The sequence below is a fragment of the Sphingobacterium sp. UBA5670 genome, assembly GCF_002420705.1.
Lineage (GTDB): Bacteria > Bacteroidota > Bacteroidia > Sphingobacteriales > Sphingobacteriaceae > Sphingobacterium.
This window is the reverse complement of the sequence record NZ_DIIM01000020.1, coordinates 180205-199092: the sequence shown is the minus strand read 5'-3', so window position 1 is coordinate 199092 and position 18888 is coordinate 180205. Positions and strand designations below refer to the sequence as shown.

The window sequence follows — 18888 nt, the reverse complement described above, 5'->3', positions numbered from 1 at the left end:
AAACTTCTAAATACTACAGCTATGGGCTTATCTAAATACCGTGAAAAGCGTTCTGAGGAAAAGACCCCCGAACCTTTTGGAGGAAAACCTAGTGGCAAAGAACTGCGGTTTGTCATTCAGAAACACGATGCTTCACACCTGCATTATGATTTCCGTTTAGAAATGGATGGTGTGCTTAAAAGTTGGGCAGTGCCAAAAGGGCCTTCTACGGACCCTGATATAAAAAGGCTCGCGATGATGGTTGAGGATCACCCATATGATTACAGGAACTTTGAAGGTATCATTCCAAAAGGGCAATATGGTGGAGGTACCGTTATCGTATGGGATGAAGGTACCTATGAGCCTGTAGAGTTGAAGGATACTGATGTTGCAAAGCAAGAAAAGGAACTATTGCACCAGCTGCACTCCGGAAAGCTAAAGTTTACCCTACATGGTAAAAAGCTAAAGGGAGAATTCGCTTTAGTAAAAGCACATGGCAGGGGCGAAAACGGCTGGCTCCTGATGAAGCTGGATGATAAATATGCCAGCGACAAGGATATTACAGAGAAAGATAAATCAGTAATCTCTAAAAAGACCATCGCCCAGATGGAAAAGTCTCCGGATAAGGTGTACGGAGAAAATATTATCAAAAAAGACAGTACGGTAAAAGATAAACGTACAACGAAAGCTAAAGCTGCAGAACTCATCAACGATCAGCTTGAAGCCGTCCCAGCGGAAAAGACAGCGAAGAATAAGGATATCGAGGGTATACTTAAAAATACAAAGAAGCAAAAATTCTATTCTCATATTGAGCCTATGCTGGCTACCCTGGTTGACAAGCCTTTTGATGATGAGGACTGGATATATGAAGTCAAATGGGATGGTTATCGTGCCGTCGCTTTTATGAACAAAGGCGAAGTGGAATTAAAATCCCGCAATGATAAAAGTTTTAATGAAAAATTCTACCCCATTTATGATACGCTCAAAGAGCTGGAATTAAATGCCATACTCGATGGGGAAGTTGTTGTGCTCAGTGAAAGCGGTACGGCCAATTTTGGCTCCCTGCAGAACTGGAGAAGTGAGGCAGATGGAGACCTGGTCTATTATGTCTTCGATATCCTGTGGTATAACGGACAGGATCTTACCGAACTTACCCTTCTTGAGCGTAAAGCCATTTTAAAAGCAGTGCTTCCTGTCAGTAGCAGTATCTTAGTCAGTGAACATTTTGAGACATCCGGAATACAGTTTTTAGCGGAAGCCAAGAAACTGGGTTTAGAAGGCATCATGGCGAAAAGAAAAGACAGTATTTACCATGTACATAACCGGTCAAAAGATTGGTTAAAAATTAAAGCCAATAAACGGCAGGAAGTGGTCATCGGTGGATATACACTAAATGATGATTCCAGTAAATTATTTAGCAGCATCCTGGTAGGCGTATATGAAGGGAAAGATCTCATATATACCGGGAAGGTGGGAACCGGATTTAATGAAAAGCTGCAAAAGGAAATGATGGAACTTTTCAAGCCACTTATTGTATCCAAAGCTCCTTTTTCAGCCGAACCTGATGTGAATAAACCTTCGCGTTTCAGACACAACCCGCCCCATGCTACCGTTACCTGGCTGAAGCCGGAACTTGTTTGTGAAGTCAGCTTTACTGAATTAACAAGTGACGGTATCATGCGTCACCCTTCTTTTGATGGCATGCGGGAGGATAAAAGCGCAAAAAAAGTTATCCTGGAACAGGAAGCCCCAACAGAAAAACTGGTAGATGATAGTTCGGATAAATTGGTGACCCCCAGAGGTAAAGGAGAGCGGAAAACGCTTTTAAACCCTACTGATAAAACCCAGGTACGAAAGGTAAATCGTCATGAGTTGAAATTTACCAACCTGGACAAAGTATTCTGGCCTAAAGAGGGAATAACGAAAAGGGACCTTATTAATTATTACTACCAGGCAGCTCCGTTTATATTACCGTATTTAAAAGACCGGCCCCAAAGTATGAACCGCTTTCCAAATGGGATTGAAGGAAAAGGCTTTTATTTTAAAAATGTAACAGATTCGGCACCCGACTGGGCAGAGACTTATCTCTACCATAGCGATACAGACGAAGAAGATAAGCACTATTTAGTCGGGAAAGATGAAGCCACTTTGTTGTATATGGCGAATCTTGGTTGTATTGAAATGAATCCCTGGAACAGTACTATAAAAAAGCCGGAGCACCCAACATTTTGTATCATAGACCTTGATCCTGATAAAAATTCATTCGATCAGGTGGTGGAAGCTGCACAAGTCACCAAAAGTATCCTTGACGATATGGGTGTACCGAGCTACTGTAAAACCAGCGGCTCAACAGGGCTGCATATTTACATTCCCCTTGGTAATAAATACACCTATGAACAGTCAAAAGAATTTGCACGGGTAATTGTTACTATGGTAAACAGGGAACTTCCGGATTACACCAGTTTGGAACGTGCTATAAAAGATCGGAAGGGGAAAATGTATCTGGACTTTCTTCAAAACAGACCTCATGCCACTATTGCCTCAGTATACTCTGTGCGTCCTAAACCGGGAGCAACAGTATCCATGCCTTTGCATTGGGTCGAGGTAAAGAAAGGTTTAAAAATTAGTGATTTTAATATCTTCAATGCCATTGAGCGGATGAATAGCGAAGGGGATATTTTTAAACCAGTATTGGGTAAAGGTATAAACCTTAAACAGGTTATTGAAAAGTACCAGAAGTAAAAGGTACAGAAATTCCTAACTATAAACTAAAAACACAAGCTATGAACGTCAAACGTACATTTGGAACAATATTGACCATTCTTGGAATAGTCGGTTTAATATATACCGGATATGAACTGATCGGTAAAAGCAAGGATTACACGACCCTTGCGGTAGTGGGCGTGATCGGTTTGATCTTCTTTTTTGCCGGTATCGGCCTTGTCAGGAATACAAAAGATGAACCTAACCATAGGATGATATAATTTTATACTTCATATTGTAACTCCGGAACTTCTGCGTAAACAAATGCTTTACCGGGAGTTCCGGTTGTTTTAAAGTCTTTCTCTACCGTATATGCCTCCATTTCCTTTGCGCTGATCTGATAATTAGCCAGTTCTGTAATACGCTCTTCAGAAAGGTCACCCATCATCCATTCCCAGGCCAGTTCATCGGGAAGCATCGTTGGCATCCGGTTTTTAGAATTATGGATTTGCTTCATCAAAGAATTGGCTTCAGTGGTCACCAAAGCGACAGTATCTACGGTTTCTCCAGTTTCTTTATCTGTCCAGGGCTGCCAGATAGCAGCAATAAAGAAATACTCTTTATCTTTTAGTCCAATATGATATGGGTATTTCTTTGGAGTTTTCAGCGGTTCCCCGGTTCGTTTATTTGTCGGATAGATATGCTGCCATTCGTAAAACTCTGAGGAAAGGATCAGGCATCTTCTTTCTAAGGCCGCTTTGCGGAACATCTTTTCCTTTCCGGTATTCGGATCAACAAATAACAATTCATCACCCCTCGCATTTAAAGTTGTGTAAGGCTTTACAAATTGACCATGTGCATTTTTATAGCCAAATCGCATTTTATCGACTGCTTCTCTGTTTTTGGTATATGGTGGAATAAAACCCCATTCCATCTGGACAATATCGAAATTACATTTATCTTCTGTTGGCTTAATGACTGCAATATTTCCATAGGAAAATCCATCATGGATATCCTTATTGAGGAAATCATAATTCATCACTGCTTTTTCCAAATCCATTAAACGGATAAATTCCGCGCGGCTTACTTTCTGTCCGTTATAATAACACATAACTATCCTTTTTTAAAGTGATCTTCAATAATCTTTCCAATGTCCTCTGCCTCTTTACGGCCCTGGGGAATGCTTGTCCATAAAGCACCGGCAAAGCTCTTCATGCGGGTAAGTACTAATGGTTTCCTGTCATCACTAAAGATGATATGAAAAACGGTTTCTGACCCTACCTCTAATTCTCGGATCTTCAGGGTTACACCTTCTTTTTGCCAGACAAAGCGCTCAAGGCTAAACAAATTGCTCATGTAAATACTCTCTATACTAATTTACGAAAAACGTAACCAATTTTAAAAATTCACCTGCGCAGTCAGATAGCAGGATTCAGACAAATTCCCCATTTACGTACACCACCCTGATATAGGACAATAGTTCTTTATACTCTTTGTAATGTTCTATTGCGCCGCTTATCTCAATAATTTCATCCTCCCGCAAAGGCGTTTCATTTATGGTTTCCAATAGCCATTCATACGGTTCAGTTCGGGGAACGAAATAATCTTTATCCCGGTCCCGGTAGAGGACCTTGAATCCTTTTTCTCTTAATTTTTCCAGTTGCCAGATTTCCATATCAAGCCAATAATGTTAATGCAGTAACAACTGTAATTGGTTTTTGGTTTTTATACAGATCAGCTAATGCACTCACCGGCCCCCATTGGGGGCTGTTTTTATTTTGAGTGGAAAGGTTCGATATGTTTTTTCAAAATAACCGACCAAAAGGGCAGCTAAGCTAATGTTGTTCTGCTTCGCTGCGTGCGCATAATGGCCTGCTACGCATTCCACCCTTCGGGACTTATAGCACTTCGCTAGCCGCCCACCATTCTTTGCTTGCTTTCTTTTTTTCGGTTTTTCTTTTGAAAAAAACAGCCGCGGGTCGGTGGCAAAAAAAAAGGAAGCATACCAATAAACATTATGTAAACTTTTAAACGTAAGAAAATGAACAGCACAGGAACCACTCCCAGAAACCCAAAAGGGAACTACCTAAAAAGGGCCAGAGACAAACCTTAAGGCAGGCAGAAGTACAAGCTACAGTTTTAATTCAATTTCATTTTTTAAACATCTTAAATCATTTTATCATGTCACATAATATCAATTTTAATAACATCACAGGACAACACTCATTTTTTTCCGTTAAACAAAAAGCGTGGCACGGACTGGGACAAGTTGTCGAAAACTATCCTTCCAGTAAAGAGGCCATCATTTACGCAGGCTTAGATTACGAAGTAGAAAAAATACCCTTGCAAACGGTTAGTGATAAGGTTAGTATATCAGAAGACGGAAGCATAATTGATTATAGTGGTATACCTGTACCGCAAGCATTCGCTACAATAAGGACAGATAACAAATTTCCTCTAGGTGTGGTAGGCAAGGATTATCATGTGGTACAAAATACAGAAGCCTTTGCATTTTTTGATGCGATAGTTTCTGAGGGTAAAGGCGTATTGTATGAAACAGCAGGAGTATTAGGAAACGGGGAGCGCATTTTCATTACTGCCAAACTACCTGATACAATCCGCGTGGGCAATGGTGACGATCTGACCGAACAATACATATTCCTGACCACTTCTCATGATGGCAGTGGAAGTATAACAGCGGCATTTACACATGTACGCATTGTTTGCCAAAACACCTTAAATGCGGCGATGGCTAACAAATCAAATGTGGTACGTATCAAGCATACCCAAAATGCTCAATCCCGCCTAAAGGAGGCGTATCGGATTATGGGTATTGCCGCAAAGAACGGAAAAGAAATGGAAGTGTTGTTTAACCACTGGTCAACCGTTCGGATCACAGACCAAGCCGTAAAAAGGTTAATTCAAATTGTCCTTTGCCCTAATAAAGAAACATTGGAACATCTTGCCAAAGGTGCAGAAGGTGAATTATCTACACGCTTTAAAAATACAGTTGACCAAGCCTTTGCCTATGCGATGACCGCAGACAGCCAATTGATGGATACAACAAAAGGTACTTTGTTCGGTGCCTATAATGCCGTAACAGGATATTATCAGAATGTACACAATTTCGGCAGTAATGAGGCCAAACTCGATAACATAGTATTAGGCGGTACAGTAAAAGACAGGGTACAGAAAGCCTTTGAACTCTGTATTGGATTTGAACGATATGGCAGCGAAGTATTAGCCTTTAATTAATCCACCTACCTGCCAGCCTTTCAAGCTGGCAGGTTACAAAACTATTTTCTATGACAGTGTATATGAAAATTGAATTAAAAGATCAATATAAAAATGAACCATTTATTATTGAATTGAACCAAGTGCTCAAAGAGCAATATCGCGGCGATAAAGTGCCCAAATTTAACCCCCGGTATTATCTGCAGGAATTGGTAGACTATGCCAATTCAGGAAAAGCAGGTTTGAACTTTATTGCCGATGTACCCAGACCTGTAACCGTTGAGGTAATAACGCAGCGGTTACACTGGCTACAATATGGTACCTATCATGCCAGTATCGGTTATAATGCTACTGTACAGGAGGCAATAGCAGCCATAGCAGTTTGTAGATGGATTGAAGATACGGAAGCCAAGTATATTGATCCTGATATTTCTACGGATTATGATCGCAAAACCTTAAGAAAAAACCTAGATCGGGTTTTATCTGAATCTAAAATTGATCCCATTATGGTATGGACCGGAAATTATGATCATTGGTATTAATTATCCTTAAAACATCAAGTAACCATTAAAAATAAAACTATGAATTTATCACATATTCCAACTGATTATATAATCGTTCGCGCTCAAACAAACAGTGACTGGGATAACTGCTCCTTTGCGATAATTACTATATCCCTTGAGTGGCGAAAAGAACAGGCTAAACGAATCCGTTTTTTTAAAGCGTTTGAAAACTGCAACACCTTTTATGCAGCACAATTCTTCAATGCCGAAATTCAATTCTTTGATGCAGACTACGGACTTTCGGAAATCGTGGAGGGATTTGAACAGCAAATGGGTTGGTGTTTTCTGGAAGCCACCCAAAATGAAATTGCCCACTTGCATACGCCACAGTCAACAATAGGCACCAGCTGTATATGTATTGATGCCTTCGGCAATGGAACCTATAAAGGATGGGCGGATTATTCTAGCGAAGAATTTTTTACAGATCAGTTTTCAATCGAAGAAATATTAAAGGCATATGAAAATAATTGATCTGAATGGCTTTCAGATTGTAGTAGACGATCTTGAAAAAGCAATAGAACAGGCCGGGAACTTTAAAGATATGCACTATGTTCCGCCACACGAAAATGACAAATACCGGCAGCACTACTGGCGGGATATTTACGAAAAACTGGTCAAACTAAAAGAACAGGCAGGTAACCTTAAACCGCAATGACATGGAAACATTGATCACAAATAAACACACCTTTTTTCTTGCAGTAGCAATAATTGTCAGGCTCATAATTGCCGCAAGAAGATTTAACCGCCGCGGAATGGGAGGCCTGCAGCATTTCTCCAATTACTTTATTGGAATATGTACCCTCATTTTAGAGCATTGTTTAAATTGGACTGCATTGGCAGTGATATTTTGGTCGATATTGGGTTTACTTTTTTCTTAAAATATAGTGCCAAACCAAAATTCCAAGATGCAAAAATAATAGCAATAGAATAATTTGATAATTTTATAAGAAAGGGCAGGAACATTTGTTCCCGCCCTTTCTCATTTTCTTTGAGCCAATTTTTCCGTTAGCTTAAGAAGATTCGATTTTTCCAGCAAATTAATTCTTAACTCATTTAGTTCCTGAATCAATTCTTCGGGATAACATTCAATTAAATCCCCCTTCCGCTCTTTTAGTCCAGACTCCAAAATATGGGACAACAATAAGGTTAGACTTCTGCTTAAGGCAAAGCTGTGTTTTACCGTTTCCTCCATACCAGGCCCAGACAGCATCAGCTGATAGAACCATTTCCATTCTCTATTTTCCATAACACTACATTTAAGGTTCTTTGCAAAGGTCATCATTTTTTGACTTTTGCTGTTAGCCGATATTCGGCTAACACTCGGTTTTGTATCACAGGCATTCTAACTTTGTAAAATAGCAGGGGCGCTAATGATTAAATCTATTGCGTTGGGTTTCCCTGTCTTCGCCCGGAAACGGCAAGATGTACCGATGTATCACAATCGGGATATTTGCTCCCCTTACTCGGAACTCGTGGGGAGGTCTTTATTAAGACATATTTTGATTTTGTGTAAAAGATATAGTGATGGAAAAGGAAAAAAAAATCAGGGACAAATGGCTTCATCTACGGTTAAATACTGAAGAATATGAGAAGCTTAATAAGCAATTCCAACAGACCAGTGAGCGGAAATTAAGTACCTACTCAAGGAAGATCTTAATGGGCAAACCCATGATTAAAGAAGTAAGAAATGCTTCCTTGCAGGAAGTGCTTGCGATCTTGATCAAACTTCAAAATGACCTGAATGGTATTGCCAATAACTACAATCAGATGGTTAAAAAGTTGCATACCACCAGTTCTGATTTAGGTGTGCGTTTGTGGGTTCGCTCATGCGAAAAGGAGTGGAATCTTATGGCCAGTCAGATTAATGAGGTCAGTAATTATGTGTCCAAAACGGGTGAGAAATGGTTGCTGTAATTGGTATTGGAAAGTCTATGCGAAGGGCCTTTTTCTATAATGAAAACAAGGTACAAAGTGAGGATGCTTCTTTACTAAAGGTCTCCAATATGCCCTCAGAAAAGTGTGCCGAATGCCCTGATTTAAGGCTGAAAATGTTACTTAAATTAACTTCAACAAGACCTGATGTGAAGACCAATACAGTCCATATATCTCTGAATTTTTCACCTGAAGAACGGCTGACTGATGATAAAATGAGTCAGATAGCAACTGATTATATGGAAAAGATTGGGTTTGAAAAACAACCTTACCTGGTTTACCGGCACAAGGATAGTGGTCATGAGCATATGCATATAGTTTCCACTAATATAACCTATGATGGGGAAAGGATAAGCCTCCATAATATCGGTTCTCAAAGGTCAGAACCTGCCAGAAAAGAGATCGAAACTAAGTATAGACTGGTACGCGCAGAAGACCAAAAGAAACAGCCATTTGAATTAAAACCTGCCGATTTTGGAAAGGTTCAGTATGGTAGGTTGCCTACAAAAAGAGCTATATCTGCAGTACTAATACAGGTGTTGGATCAGTATAAATATACTTCTATTGCCGAGTTAAATGCTGTATTAAGTTTGTATAATGTGCGGGTTGATACTGGGGAAGAGGGGAGCCGGTTACTGGCGCATGATGGCCTTCAATACCGGATATTAGATCAATATGGCCAAACAGTGGGTAAGCCGGTAAAGGCCAGTTCATTTTATAATCAGGCTACCTTAAAGAATCTTCAAAAGCGGTTTATAAAAAACAATATTACCAGGCAGCTGCATAAAAAAACGCTTGCTGCTGCAGTGCTCTTTACGCTGAAATCCAAACGGCCCAGTTCCCTGAAAGAACTGTCTGATCTTTTGAAAAGGGATGATATCAGACTGATCCCGAGGATAGGAAAAGAAGGAGTGATCTTTGGGATCACCTATATAGATATGAAAAACAAAACCGTTTTCAATGGTCGCGATCTGGGTAAAGAATTTGCAGCTAAAGCCCTATTGGAGCGACTGCATTTACCACAAAATGATAATGGTAATACCATTATCGTAGGATCTAAGATGCATGAAAAAACAGTATTTCCAGTAGGCAACAATGTAGCCAGGAGCTGGGAGTCATATCTGCAACTGGATCAAAAATCTATGATGGAACTTCTCAGCAGCTATGAATATGCAGCTTCTGCGGTACCCAATGTATGGAAGAAAAAGAAGCGGAAGAAGCGAAAATAGCACCATTTTAAGAATTAAATGTATCACAATTAAATACCAAAAAACATGTCAACAGGAGAAAATGAACAAGCGTTGAGAAAGATAATCGACATGACGAGATGGATAGCAATCATTATTTTGCTGCTCCATTTTTACTATTATTTGTATCAATATTTTTCAAGTATCGGGCTATCCGGGTCATTCACAGACAAGATTCTAAATATTATTTTGAAAGCAGGATTGTTTAGCTCATTTCATAAATCAAAGCTCATTGCGCTGTTCTTTTTGGTCTTATCGCTGGTAGGGGTAAAAGGTAAAAAGAGTGAAAAAATCCAAGACAAGCTGGTCGCAACCTATATTTTTACTGGCTTGTTACTATATTTTATCGGGTATTTTTTGTTTAAGTTATATCTCCCTCTGGGTTTACTGACCTGGGCCTACATTAGTATTACTTTTGTCGGGATCATATTACTCATAACAGGGGGAACCTACCTAAGTCGTATCATTCGCGATGCCTTATCCGATGATATATTCAATGAAGAGAATGAGACCTTTCCACAGGAGGAACGACTGATCGAGAATGAATTTAGTATTAATCTTCCCGCAATTTACCAACTAAAAAATAAGAAAAGGAGAAGCTGGATCAATGTAATTTCTCCTCAAAGAGGACTACTTGTTTTAGGAACTCCAGGTGCCGGGAAAAGTTATTTCGCTATTCGGCATGTTATAACTCAGCACATAAGAAAAGGGTTTACCATGTTCGTTTATGATTTTAAAATGCCGGATCTTTCCATTATTGCATATAATACCTGGTTAAAAAACAAGGATAAATATGGAGAAAAAAGCCAATGCTTCTTTATCAATTTTGATGACCTTTCCAGATCGCACAGATGTAATCCTTTAGACCCGTTAGGTATGAATGATATTACTGATGCTGCTGAATCAGCACGTACTATTTTATTAGGATTAAATCGCCAATGGCAAACCAAACAAGGGGATTTTTTTATTGAGTCACCAATTAATTTCCTGACGGCACTGATCTGGTTTCTTCGTAAATACCAGGATGGTGAGTTTTGTACCTTACCCCATGTGCTGGAACTTTTACAGGTGCCCTATGATAAATTATTTAGTGTGCTACGAACAGAATCGGAGATAGAGGTATTGATCAATCCCTTTATAAATGCCTTCCAAAATGGAGCAATGGAGCAACTTGAAGGACAGATTGGATCTGCAAAAATTGCCCTTGCCAGGCTGTCATCACCTCAATTATATTACGTATTAAGTGGCAATGATTTTACTTTGGACATCAATGATCCTGATCATCCAAAGATCGTTTGTATGGGTAACAACCCAAAAAAAATACAGATATATGGGGCAGTTCTGTCACTGTTCGTAAATCGACTTATCAAGATTGTTAACGAGAAAGGTAAACTTAAATCAAGCCTGATCTTTGACGAGTTTCCAACCATCTACCTTAACCGAATGGATAGTTTAATCGCAACGGCAAGGAGTAATAAGGTTTCTACAACATTAGGAATACAAGACCTTTCGCAATTAAGAATGGATTATGGAAAGGAGCAAGCCGATGTGATCATTGGGATTGTTGGTAATATTATTTCTGGGCAAGTAACAGGAGACACTGCCAAGCTTTTATCAGAACGGATCGGACGGATAATGCAAGACCGCCAAAGCCTTTCTATTAACCGAAATGATACGTCCATTAGTAAATCCAAGCAGCTGGAAGCAGCTGTCCCAGCGTCTAAAATTGCGTCATTATCCAGTGGTGAGTTTGTTGGAATGGTGGCCGATACGCCTGACCAGAAGATTGCTTTGAAAGCCTTTCATTGTGAGATTCAAAATGATCACGAAGAGCTCAAAAGGGAAGAGGATGGTTATAAGCCAATTCCTATTATTTCAAAAGTTGAACAAGAATTAGTGATAAAGATTTATAGTATGATTCGCGAAGAAATCAAAAATATTATTGACATAGAGATTCAAAAGTTGATATAAAAATTAGTTACATATAATTAAATATACTCATTTATCTATTTTATTCTTTTTGATTGATTAATAATGCAAATAACTTGGTCTATCGCATTATTACAATATTACCACTTTTATATACTTTTTTTCCAGATACCATTAAATAATTTCATTAATTTAGCGGCAGACAAACTAACGGTTGAAATAATGAAAGCAATTCAAATTGACCTTCTTAACAGTATGTCGAATTTCCAAAAAATAATTAAGGAACTGTTGACAAAAAATGGTGTTTTACATTTGGTTAAGCTGAAACACTTGAAAACAGATTCAGTATGCTTAATGCTTTCTCAAATCAAACAATAATCACAATTTGATATCTTGTTGTCAATTGCAGAGAATTTGGACAAAACCGTGAAAAAGTTTCTTATTTCAAAAGACTGTATAAATTAAAAATGAAATCCACTGAAATACAACAAAACGTACAGACAATATTTGACGATTTTTCGAAAGAAGAATTTGTTTTTGATTTGCTGGTTGCATACGGAATTTCTAAAGCTTCGGTAACAAGACTAAAAAAGGGGGACTACAATTTATCAAAAATTGAGGGCGAAATACTATACAAAAAGAAAATATTTTTTAAAGTAGAAGCCACCAACCAGCTTCTTAGTAGCATTGAGGAGTTTGCCAAAAAAGAACGAATTTTAAAACACCAACCTAGATTTGCAATTATTACCGACTATGAACAATTAGTTGCAAAAGACCTTAAATTAGGTAAGAACTTAGATATTCAGTTAAAGGATTTACCAAAATATTTTGATTTCTTTTTGCCATTAGCAGGTAGCGAAGTTTATAATGCAACAAATAATAATGAGGCGGATAGAAATGCTTCATACAAAATGGCATCTTTGTATGATTTGTTAATTGACGAAAATCCGGCTATATACAATTCGAAAGAAAGTATTCACAATCTCAATATCTTCTTGTCCCGCTTGTTATTTTGTTTCTTTGCAGAAGATACTGAAATATTTGAGAAAGACAGCATTTTTACCAATACATTAGCTCAACATACAGCCGAGAACGGAAAAGATACGCATACATTTTTAGATAATTTATTCGACCGATTGGATAGTGAAAATGATGAAGGATTTCCAGACTTTTTAACCAAATTCCCTTATGTAAATGGTGGACTGTTTAATCAGAAAATATACTCTCCACTATTTACTGCAAAAGCAAGAAAGACACTTATTGAGTTAGGTGAATTACAATGGAAAGATATTAACCCAGATATTTTTGGGTCAATGATACAAGCAGTAGTTATTCCTGAATATCGTAATGATTTGGGAATGCATTACACTTCTGTAGAGAACATTCTTAAACTGATAAAACCTTTGTTTCTTGATGAGCTCTATGAAGCTTTTGAAAATGCAACGACAATTAACCATTTGAAAGCGCTTATAAAAAGAATTTCAAATATTAAATTCTTTGACCCAGCGTGTGGTAGCGGAAATTTCTTAATTATTACATACAAAGAAATACGTTTACTTGAAATACTAATTTTAGAAAAACTCACTGATTTAGAAGGCAGTGCTCCAACGATTAAATGGACTGCAATACAGCTTTCACAATTTTACGGTATAGAAATAGATGATTTTGCCCATGAAATGGCAATACTTTCTCTTTGGTTGGCTGAACACCAAATGAACAAGGTGTTTGAAGAACGATTGTTTGATTATGGAAAATCGAGACCTATTTTACCCTTGAAAGAAGCAGGACAGATTAAGCAAGGGAATGCAACAAGATTAGATTGGAATGTGGTTTGTCCAATTTCTATAACGGACGAAGTATTTGTAATTGGGAACCCTCCATATCTAGGTTATAGCCGACAAGATGGAATTCAGAAGGAGGATATGAAAATAGTTTTTTCTCAAGTAAAAAACTATAAAAAACTCGATTATATAGCATGTTGGTTTTATAAAGCTACTCTTTATATTCAAAATACAAAAGCTAAATATGCATTTGTAACCACCAACTCTATAACACAAGGTGAACAAGTAGCATTATTATGGCCATTAATTTTGAATAAAGGACAAGAAATTCACTTTGCCCATCAATCTTTTAAATGGATTAATAATGCCAAAGGCAATGCCAAAGTTGCTGTTGTCATTATAGGGATTAGAAATATAGACGGCACAGAAAAGTTTATTTACAATAATAATCTTCAGCAAAGTGTAAAGAATATTAGTCCATATTTAACTAACACTGGTAATCTAATTGTTACTGCTAGAAATAAGGCTATTTCAAATTTTCCTGAAATGATTATTGGCAGTAAGATTAGTGACAATGGCAATTTACTTTTGGATCAAGAAGAAAAAGACAAAATTATAGCACAAAATACATCTGTTTCAAAATTTATAAAGAAGTTTATTGGAGCCTCTGAGTTTATAAACGGAACAAACAGATATTGCATTTATATAACAGATAATACGGTTTCTGATGCATATAAAATTAAAGAACTTGCAGAGCGTTTTGAAAAAGTTGAAATTTTTAGGTTAAACAGTAAAAAAGCAGCTACAAAAAAGAAAGCAGCAACTCCACACTTTTTTGACGAGGATAAGCATCAAGAAGGAGAATTTATTTTAGTGCCTCAAACAGGTTCAGAAAGAAGAAATTATATTCCAATTGGATATTTTGACGACGCTTATGTGCCTTCTAACGCAACAAGAATAATATATAAAGTGCAACCTTGGCTTTTCGGTGTTATATCTTCAAAAATGCATATAGTTTGGGTAAAGGCTGTTGCTGGAAGATTAAAAATGGATATGCAATATTCAAATACTCTTTGCTACAATACATTTCCATTTCCAGAAATCACAAACAAGCAAAAGGAAAATTTAAACTTATATGTTTTTGCAATTTTAGATGAAAGAGCAAAACACCCAAGCAAAACGATGGCGCAATTGTATAATCCAGGCACTATGCCCAAAGGTCTGTTACAAGCACATAAAGAATTAGATGTTGCCATTGAACAATGTTACCGTTTGCAACCTTTTAAAAATGATACTGAGCGACTGGAATATTTGTTTAAACAGTATGAAGAAATGTTAAAGAAAGATACGCTATTTGCAAATCATAAGAAATTAAAAAAAAACATAATTAATTAAGTTTGATGCATTTTGTATCATTTATAATTAGAATTATTGTTATCAATTTGATTAGTTGTAAGGGAATATATACAAGAAAAAGAATTACCAATGCCAAATTTAGTAAATGTAACATACAATCAAACTGGAAAGAGTAAAAGTATTAATGCTTTGGGAATGCGGGAAATGCAGGAAAAAGCATATGAGGGAAGGACCGCTCAATACTTACTACTAAAAGCGCCTCCAGCTTCTGGAAAATCGCGAGCATTAATGTTTATTGCTTTGGATAAATTAAAAAACCAAGGCATTAAAAAAGTTATTGTTGCTGTTCCTGAAAAATCTATCGGAGCATCTTTTGGCACAACAGAATTGAAAAAGTCCGGCTTTTTTGCTGATTGGAATCCCAATCCGCGTTACAACCTTTGTACTCCTGGGGAAGAGAAAAGTAAAGTCAATGCATTCCTAAACTTTTTAAGATCCGACGAACAGATATTAGTATGCACACACGCCACTTTGCGTTTTGCATTTGATGGTTTGGACGCAAAACAATTGGATGATACTTTGGTCGCTATTGATGAGTTTCACCACGTATCAGCTGAAGGGGACAATATCCTAGGGCAAGTTCTAAAAAGCATTATGGCAAATTCAAATGCTCACATAGTGGCAATGACTGGCTCATACTTTAGAGGTGATAATATACCGGTGTTAATGCCCGAAGATGAAGCAAAATTTACTAAGGTTACATACACATACTACCAACAATTAAATGGTTATGAGTTTTTGAAGTCGTTAGGGATTGGGTATCATTTTTATACAGGTAAATATTTTAAGAAGAACCTTGAAACCGGGATTTCGGCATTAGCAGAAATACTAGATGAGAACCAAAAAACGATTATTCATATTCCAAATGTAAATTCTGCAGAATCATCAAGGCTTAAACATGATGAAGTTGACCATATTATTGAGGTTTTGGGAACAATAGAATATCAAGATGAAAACACTGGAGTAATACACATTAAGAGTCGAAAAACAAACAAAATTTTAAAAGTTGCCGATTTAGTTCAGGACAATCCAAAATCTAGGGATAAAATTACTACATATCTAAGAGAAGTAAACTCAGCTGACGATATTGATATTATTATTGCTTTGGGAATGGCTAAAGAGGGTTTTGATTGGCCTTATTGCCAGCATGCTTTAACTATTGGTTATCGGGGCTCGTTAACAGAAATTATCCAGATTATTGGTCGTGCAACTAGAGATAGTAACAACAAATCTCATGCACAGTTTACCAACCTCATTGCCCAACCCGATGCTCAAGATGAAGAAGTAAAATTGTCTGTAAATAACATGCTTAAAGCCGTTACTGCATCTTTGCTTATGGAACAAGTTTTAGCTCCAAACTTTAAATTCAAACTAAAGAAAGATGATGAAGAGGAAGAATATGAAGAAGATGATGATAATACCATCAAAATAAGAGGTTTTAAATTACCTACTTCACAAAGAGCGAAAGACATTATTGAGACAGATCTGAATGATTTAAAAGCAAAAATATTACAAGACCCCAAAATGCTCAAAGCATTGCCGGGCAATGTTGAACCAGAAGTGATCAATACTATTCTAATTCCTAAAATTATCCGAGAAATATATCCTGATTTAAGTGATAATGATATTGAATCCGTTAGACAACATGTTGTTGCTGATTCTGTTATAAAAAACAGCACGATTGAAGAACAAGGAGATAAGAAGTTTATAAGAATGGCGGGCAGTTTTGTAAATATTGATGATATCCATATCGATTTGATAGATCAAATAAATCCTTTTCAAAAAGCATTTGAAATATTATCTAAATCGGTAACCACTCAAGTTTTAAAATTGATTGACGAACATATTCAATCTACTAAATTTGAGATGACTGAAGAAGAAGCAATTTTGTTATGGCCGAAAATTAAAGAGTGGGTTAAAAAAAACAATGGTGAACAGCCAAATATTCATGCCTTTGATCAGAAGGAAAAAAGAATGGCAGAAGCGCTGGTCTTTTTAAGGGAATTAAAACGAAAAAAAGCATTGGCAAATGGCTAAAAAGAAATTGACAATTGACGATATTTTTGTTGATGACGAATTTGGATTACTAGATTCTAAAGCTAAATCTTCTTCTGTAAAAACGGAAGAGGAAAGACTTATTGATTCATTTGAAGAAATAAACTCATTCTTTGATAATAATAAAAGGGAACCAAATAGTTCAAGTATGTCTGAATATGGTTTGATGGCAAAATTGAAAAATTTTAGGGAAAATGAGGCCCAAAAGAAAATTTTAAAACCATTTGATAGACACAATCTTTTGGGTTATGTAGAATTGAAAACAACTACAATTGAAGACATTCTTAATGATGATGATGATGAATTTAATTTATTAGATTCAGATAAGGATTTGGATATTTTCAAATTCAAACATACCCCCAAACCAGGAGATAGAGCAGAAACTGATTTTGTTGCACAGAGAAAGCCGATTAAAGATAAAGAGTTTGAGAAATATGAAATAATGTTCCTTAAAGTGCATCAGGAAATTAAAGAAGGGAAAAGAAAAATTATGCCATTTAAAAACATTGAAAAAAATCTACATGTTGGAGATTTTTATTTAATGGATGGCATCATGCTGTATTTGGAGTCTGCGAATTTGAAGGTTGAAGAAAAAGAACTAGATTCGGGAAACAGGGTGCGAACGGAAGGTCGTACGAGAACGGTTTTTGAAAATGGAACATATAGCAATATGCTTTTTCGTTCGCTAGGTAAGCAAATTCAAAAAAGCGGAAAACTCATCACTAATACTTATGAGCAAATAGAACATGACTTGTTTGTCAATACTGGACTTCTAAATGAGGATGATATACACTCCGGTTGGATTTATATTCTGAAATCAAAATCGAGTAATCCACAAATCGCCAATATTAAAGACTTATTCAAAGTTGGTTTTGCGAGAAATTCAGTAGATGAGAGGATAAAAAATGCTAAGAATGAAGCTACATATTTGTTTGCAGATGTTATGAAGGTTGCAACTTACAAAGTATATAATAGAAATGCTGACAAACTTGAAGGCCTTTTGCATAGATTTTTTGCCAACTCTTGTTTAGACATTGATATGTTTAATGAAAAAGGGCAAAGATTAAATCCAAGAGAATGGTTTGTAGTTCCATTTGACGTAATCGAAGAAACAATCCAATTGATTTTAAATGAAAGCATTGTGAACTACAAATATGACCCTGTGACAAAAAGAATAAAATTAAAATAGAAATTTATCGAGTATTCTGTTTAAATATATAATGTAATGGTATGAATCTATTGCTTCATATCATTACATTATTGCTAGATTTGGCATTGAATATTCGGAAGCTTTTTATTTTAAATAATGGTGGATATTAAAATCAGATTGCCAAATTTTTTTTGTGTAAATATTCATAATTGTTAGTTTGCCTTGATGTCCAGCTCCAGTATCCAAGTTAGTTATTTCAAAAGCATTCATTGGCTCTGTTGTTTTCCACCTAGTTGTTGCAGAATGGCCAATAAATATTTGACTAAATTTTGTCAATGGAATAATAGAACCAAGTTTTTGTTGATCTAAAGCATCTTTCCATAATCTCCGATCAAAGTAGTAATTCTCTTCTTCTTGTGCATAAAATGGTTTTTTTTGATCAAAACCGGCATGAACAAAGCAACGGTTTTTCTCATCTACATAATATAATTTCTGTCTCTTAAAAAAGGTTTTATGATTTTCAGGAATATCGCCAGCATTCAGTGAGGACTTATAGCCTTTGGCAGTTTTAATTATTTTACCGTTCGGCTGGCAATGCTTTAAATAGGATTCAAGAGTGGCAATCCCTCCGTGATTCCATGATTGAGGGTGGTAATCCGTATCTAAAAAATGTTGAAACCAAGCGTCGTGATTTCCTTTTATAGCAATTAAATTTTTAATTTTTAATAGCTCTTCAACGCATTCAAATACATAAGGGTTACCATCCACCACATCACCCAATTGAATTAAGATGTCTTTTTCATAATTAAAGTTTGAACGTCTTAGGCACTGAAGTAATTGCTCATATGCACCGTGTATATCTCCCATCACAAATATTCTATTTTCCAGCTTTCCCATAT

General features: G+C 36.6%; 17 protein-coding genes. 12 read left to right on the top strand and 5 right to left on the bottom strand.

Annotated elements, in window-relative coordinates:
- Positions 1–21: 21 nt before the first annotated feature.
- Both ligD and B3C94_RS17650 read left to right on the top strand, forming a co-directional pair.
- A complete protein-coding gene (ligD, locus tag B3C94_RS17655) occupies positions 22–2721 on the top strand; it encodes a DNA ligase D (protein ID WP_293906073.1) in 2700 nt (899 codons plus the stop codon).
- 41 nt (positions 2722–2762) lie between these two features.
- Complete coding sequence (locus B3C94_RS17650; RefSeq protein ID WP_293906071.1) at positions 2763–2963, top strand: hypothetical protein; 201 nt, start codon at positions 2763–2765, stop codon at positions 2961–2963.
- A 2-nt stretch (positions 2964–2965) separates the two neighbouring features.
- On the opposite strand, the gene B3C94_RS17645 is transcribed toward B3C94_RS17650, so the two are convergent.
- The 3 genes from B3C94_RS17645 to B3C94_RS17635 all read right to left on the bottom strand — a co-directional run bounded on the left by B3C94_RS17645 (position 2966) and on the right by B3C94_RS17635 (position 4357).
- Entirely contained in the window at positions 2966–3793 is an 828-nt protein-coding gene (locus B3C94_RS17645; protein WP_293906069.1) for an SOS response-associated peptidase, read from the bottom strand.
- 2 nt (positions 3794–3795) lie between these two features.
- On the bottom strand, positions 3796–4038 hold the full coding sequence (locus tag B3C94_RS17640) for a hypothetical protein (RefSeq protein WP_293906067.1): 243 nt from the start codon (positions 4036–4038) through the stop codon (positions 3796–3798).
- 76 nt (positions 4039–4114) lie between these two features.
- Positions 4115–4357 carry a hypothetical protein gene (locus B3C94_RS17635; protein ID WP_293906066.1) on the bottom strand — a complete coding sequence of 81 codons (243 nt, stop codon included), beginning with the start codon at positions 4355–4357 and terminating at the stop codon, positions 4115–4117.
- A 506-nt stretch (positions 4358–4863) separates the two neighbouring features.
- Between B3C94_RS17635 and B3C94_RS17630 the strand changes: the two genes are divergently transcribed.
- The 4 genes from B3C94_RS17630 (at position 4864) to B3C94_RS17615 (ending at position 7134) form a co-directional block, all read left to right on the top strand.
- Positions 4864–5937 carry a DUF932 domain-containing protein gene (locus tag B3C94_RS17630; RefSeq protein ID WP_293906065.1) on the top strand — a complete coding sequence of 358 codons (1074 nt, stop codon included), beginning with the start codon at positions 4864–4866 and terminating at the stop codon, positions 5935–5937.
- 62 nt (positions 5938–5999) lie between these two features.
- Positions 6000–6458: a hypothetical protein gene (locus tag B3C94_RS17625; RefSeq protein WP_293906063.1), complete on the top strand. Its 459-nt coding sequence runs from the start codon at positions 6000–6002 to the stop codon at positions 6456–6458.
- A gap of 39 nt (positions 6459–6497) precedes the next feature.
- Positions 6498–6950, top strand: coding sequence for a hypothetical protein (locus B3C94_RS17620; RefSeq protein WP_293906061.1), 453 nt, complete (start codon positions 6498–6500; stop codon positions 6948–6950).
- Positions 6937–7134 carry a 3-isopropylmalate dehydratase gene (locus tag B3C94_RS17615; protein ID WP_293906059.1) on the top strand — a complete coding sequence of 66 codons (198 nt, stop codon included), beginning with the start codon at positions 6937–6939 and terminating at the stop codon, positions 7132–7134. Before B3C94_RS17620 ends, B3C94_RS17615 begins: the two co-directional genes overlap by 14 nt.
- A gap of 324 nt (positions 7135–7458) precedes the next feature.
- Here B3C94_RS17615 and B3C94_RS17610 read toward each other — a convergent pair whose 3' ends face one another.
- Positions 7459–7725, bottom strand: a complete 267-nt coding sequence (locus B3C94_RS17610) for a hypothetical protein (RefSeq protein WP_293906057.1) — start codon at positions 7723–7725, stop codon at positions 7459–7461.
- A 278-nt stretch (positions 7726–8003) separates the two neighbouring features.
- Here B3C94_RS17610 and B3C94_RS17605 point away from each other — a divergent pair, with 278 nt between their 5' ends.
- The 6 genes from B3C94_RS17605 (at position 8004) to B3C94_RS17580 (ending at position 18028) form a co-directional block, all read left to right on the top strand.
- Complete coding sequence (locus tag B3C94_RS17605; protein ID WP_293906054.1) at positions 8004–8393, top strand: plasmid mobilization protein; 390 nt, start codon at positions 8004–8006, stop codon at positions 8391–8393.
- Positions 8381–9640, top strand: coding sequence for a relaxase/mobilization nuclease domain-containing protein (locus B3C94_RS17600; RefSeq protein ID WP_293906052.1), 1260 nt, complete (start codon positions 8381–8383; stop codon positions 9638–9640). Before B3C94_RS17605 ends, B3C94_RS17600 begins: the two co-directional genes overlap by 13 nt.
- 45 nt (positions 9641–9685) lie before the next feature.
- Positions 9686–11629, top strand: a complete 1944-nt coding sequence (mobC, locus tag B3C94_RS17595) for a conjugal transfer protein MobC (RefSeq protein WP_293906050.1) — start codon at positions 9686–9688, stop codon at positions 11627–11629.
- A gap of 425 nt (positions 11630–12054) precedes the next feature.
- Positions 12055–14763 carry a class I SAM-dependent DNA methyltransferase gene (locus B3C94_RS17590; protein WP_293906047.1) on the top strand — a complete coding sequence of 903 codons (2709 nt, stop codon included), beginning with the start codon at positions 12055–12057 and terminating at the stop codon, positions 14761–14763.
- 90 nt (positions 14764–14853) lie between these two features.
- Positions 14854–16821, top strand: coding sequence for a DEAD/DEAH box helicase (locus B3C94_RS17585; protein ID WP_293906044.1), 1968 nt, complete (start codon positions 14854–14856; stop codon positions 16819–16821).
- Entirely contained in the window at positions 16814–18028 is a 1215-nt protein-coding gene (locus B3C94_RS17580) for a GIY-YIG nuclease family protein (protein ID WP_293906042.1), read from the top strand. Before B3C94_RS17585 ends, B3C94_RS17580 begins: the two co-directional genes overlap by 8 nt.
- A 105-nt stretch (positions 18029–18133) precedes the next feature.
- On the opposite strand, the gene B3C94_RS17575 is transcribed toward B3C94_RS17580, so the two are convergent.
- On the bottom strand, positions 18134–18886 hold the full coding sequence (locus B3C94_RS17575; RefSeq protein WP_293906040.1) for a metallophosphoesterase: 753 nt from the start codon (positions 18884–18886) through the stop codon (positions 18134–18136).
- Positions 18887–18888: the final 2 nt, after the last annotated feature.

Bases quoted from the DNA above. Each gene is read 5' to 3' on its own strand.
- ligD (WP_293906073.1), top strand. From the start codon at position 22: ATGGGCTTATCTAAATACCGTGAAAAGCGTTCTGAGGAAAAGACCCCC.
- B3C94_RS17650 (WP_293906071.1), top strand. From the start codon at position 2,763: ATGAACGTCAAACGTACATTTGGAACAATATTGACCATTCTTGGAATA.
- B3C94_RS17645 (WP_293906069.1), bottom strand. From the start codon at position 3,793: ATGTGTTATTATAACGGACAGAAAGTAAGCCGCGCGGAATTTATCCGT.
- B3C94_RS17640 (WP_293906067.1), bottom strand. From the start codon at position 4,038: ATGAGCAATTTGTTTAGCCTTGAGCGCTTTGTCTGGCAAAAAGAAGGT.
- B3C94_RS17635 (WP_293906066.1), bottom strand. From the start codon at position 4,357: ATGGAAATCTGGCAACTGGAAAAATTAAGAGAAAAAGGATTCAAGGTC.
- B3C94_RS17630 (WP_293906065.1), top strand. From the start codon at position 4,864: ATGTCACATAATATCAATTTTAATAACATCACAGGACAACACTCATTT.
- B3C94_RS17625 (WP_293906063.1), top strand. From the start codon at position 6,000: ATGAAAATTGAATTAAAAGATCAATATAAAAATGAACCATTTATTATT.
- B3C94_RS17620 (WP_293906061.1), top strand. From the start codon at position 6,498: ATGAATTTATCACATATTCCAACTGATTATATAATCGTTCGCGCTCAA.
- B3C94_RS17615 (WP_293906059.1), top strand. From the start codon at position 6,937: ATGAAAATAATTGATCTGAATGGCTTTCAGATTGTAGTAGACGATCTT.
- B3C94_RS17610 (WP_293906057.1), bottom strand. From the start codon at position 7,725: ATGGAAAATAGAGAATGGAAATGGTTCTATCAGCTGATGCTGTCTGGG.
- B3C94_RS17605 (WP_293906054.1), top strand. From the start codon at position 8,004: ATGGAAAAGGAAAAAAAAATCAGGGACAAATGGCTTCATCTACGGTTA.
- B3C94_RS17600 (WP_293906052.1), top strand. From the start codon at position 8,381: ATGGTTGCTGTAATTGGTATTGGAAAGTCTATGCGAAGGGCCTTTTTC.
- mobC (WP_293906050.1), top strand. From the start codon at position 9,686: ATGTCAACAGGAGAAAATGAACAAGCGTTGAGAAAGATAATCGACATG.
- B3C94_RS17590 (WP_293906047.1), top strand. From the start codon at position 12,055: ATGAAATCCACTGAAATACAACAAAACGTACAGACAATATTTGACGAT.
- B3C94_RS17585 (WP_293906044.1), top strand. From the start codon at position 14,854: ATGCCAAATTTAGTAAATGTAACATACAATCAAACTGGAAAGAGTAAA.
- B3C94_RS17580 (WP_293906042.1), top strand. From the start codon at position 16,814: ATGGCTAAAAAGAAATTGACAATTGACGATATTTTTGTTGATGACGAA.
- B3C94_RS17575 (WP_293906040.1), bottom strand. From the start codon at position 18,886: ATGGGAAAGCTGGAAAATAGAATATTTGTGATGGGAGATATACACGGT.